Source organism: Methylobacterium indicum, assembly GCF_001043895.1.
Classification (GTDB): domain Bacteria; phylum Pseudomonadota; class Alphaproteobacteria; order Rhizobiales; family Beijerinckiaceae; genus Methylobacterium; species Methylobacterium indicum.
Map to the genome: position 1 here is coordinate 1 of NZ_JTHF01000307.1, position 2,106 is coordinate 2,106.

The following is a 2,106-nucleotide window of genomic DNA, read 5'->3' on the forward strand; positions in this document are numbered from 1 at the left end:
ATCGAGGCGGCCCGGGCCGGCGAGGCGGGGCGGGGCTTCGCGGTGGTGGCCGCGGAGGTCAAGGAACTGGCCAACCAGACCGCGCGGGCGACCGACGAGATCGCCCGCCAGATCGGCGAGGTGCGGGACGTGACGGACCAGACCGTGGGGGCGATCGGCACGATCACGGCGCTGATCCGGGAGATCGACGTGGTGGCGGCCTCGATCGCGGCGGCGGTGGAGCAGCAGGGTGCGGCGACGCAGGAGATCGTGCGCAACGTGTCGCAGGCATCGGTGGGGACGAGCGCGGTGACCGGCAACATCGCCGGGGTGGCGCAGGCCTCGGAGACGACCGGGATGGCGGCGACGCAGGTTCTGACCTCGGCCTCGGCCCTGTCGCGCCAGTCCGAGCATCTGACCGCGGAGGTGCACCGGTTCCTGGCGACCGTCCGGGCCGCCTGATCCGGCGCTCGAACCGTGATGCGGCCGGCCCGGGAGCGATTCCCGGGTCGGCCTCGGCATGTCGGGGGCCTTGCCGCCGCGGTGCCGCGGTGCCGCGGTACTGCGGCCGCCCCTACGGCTCGCGATCGGCGCGAAGACGGCGCCCGCATCCGGGATGCCGATGAACGAGGGTGGCGGATAAAGGGCCGGCTGCCAGGCGCCGAGACCCGCGCCGCATGGTTGCCCCGGACAGGGCGCGGAGCATCCTACCGGACCCGTCCGGCATCTCCGCGAACTCCCGGTGCGTGAGGTCGAGCGACAGCGGCTTCGGCCACGGACCCGTCATGCGATGACGACGCGCCGACCGGTCGCCAGGTCGAGAGAGGCGTCGGCGCACGTCCCCGTCGAGCAGGACGCGGGCGACCACGGCATAGATGCGGACGACCGGCATCACCAGCCCACCCAGCCTCGATACCGACCCGACCGCCGCCTCCCAAGCTTCGAGACTCCAGAGCAGCGTCATCCCGGCCCGGAACAGGCCGACGGCGATCGGAGCGGCGTCGAACGATCGACCATGAGGTCTCGAGCCGACATTGCCTGACAAGAAGTTGGTCGTCGGACAGACGATTCGGCGCAACCGTCCCGTCCGTCGATCCGCCGCTCCGTCTCGTCCATGGTCGTGTTCCGTCGTCGCAGCCCCGCCACAGCGGGCCGACGACGCGCAACGACGGGCGATGCAGGCGGCCAACGGACGGGACCGGCGATGGCTTCGCGTCGATGGCGATCCGTCTCCGGGCGCGGAGCCGCCAGGATTTCGGAACGATGGGACGCGGCTCCAGCCGGTTTCGTCCACGAGCATGCGACAGGACGATCCTCGGATCGTGTCGTCGCTCCAATCGTTGCCGTGCCGCGCCGACGGATTGCAACCGCCAGTAGTTGAATAGTCGATCGTTCACAAAATAAAACCAGGGGTATGTTACCAGATTTTCCTGGTCTCACTCTTATCTTATATATTTCTCAGTTGGCGAAATCTCAAAGTAGGAACTTTGTTAAGAAATAAATCTTATCAACGGCCACGTCATAGTTTGGAACGACGTCGGGTACTGGATTCTACGATGGTCAAGCTCAGCATCGGGCGCAAGCTGGCGCTGTCCTCCACGGTCACGGCATTGTTCGTCGGCGGCGCCGTCTACAACCAATGGTCCAGCAACACGGAGATCCGTGCGGCGAACGACGCGCTGGCGCGCGAGGAGACCATCCTGCGCGGGATCTCGCAGGCGCAGGTCGCCGTGGCCCGGATCCAGCTCAACCAGAAGACCATGGAGTTGGCGCGCAACGCCACCGCCTCCGACGCGGCGGCCGCCGCTGCGCTTGAGGAGGCACGCGGAGTCGCGGCGGCCCTCGAACGGCCGATCGCGGTCGCACTCGAACCCGAGATCCTGCGCGAGAGCGCGCGTGCCGTGAGCGACCTCGCCGCCGAGGTGCAGCGTTACGCCGACGCCGTGCGGGTCGATCCCTATGGCCGCCAGTCCGACCCGGCGGCAGCCACCGCCTCGCGCGAGGAGATCGCGACCCTGATCGAACGGGCCGAGACGACGATCGGCAAATCCGTCGCCAACGCCAACCGCCTCACCGAGGCCGCCATGACGGCGGCCTCCGAGCGGATCGACTCGGCGACCCGCCTCG

1 protein-coding gene and 1 pseudogene are annotated in these 2,106 nt (G+C 68.7%); both read left to right on the forward strand.

The genetic code is table 11. From position 1 onward, the window contains the following. Positions 1–441: methyl-accepting chemotaxis protein (locus QR78_RS28020; RefSeq protein ID WP_048430901.1), on the forward strand; the 441-nt coding region annotated here is incomplete at its 5' end. 1,094 nt (positions 442–1,535) lie between these two features. Continuing rightward, positions 1,536–2,106 (forward strand): annotated as a pseudogene (locus tag QR78_RS28030) (methyl-accepting chemotaxis protein); the annotation flags it as partial.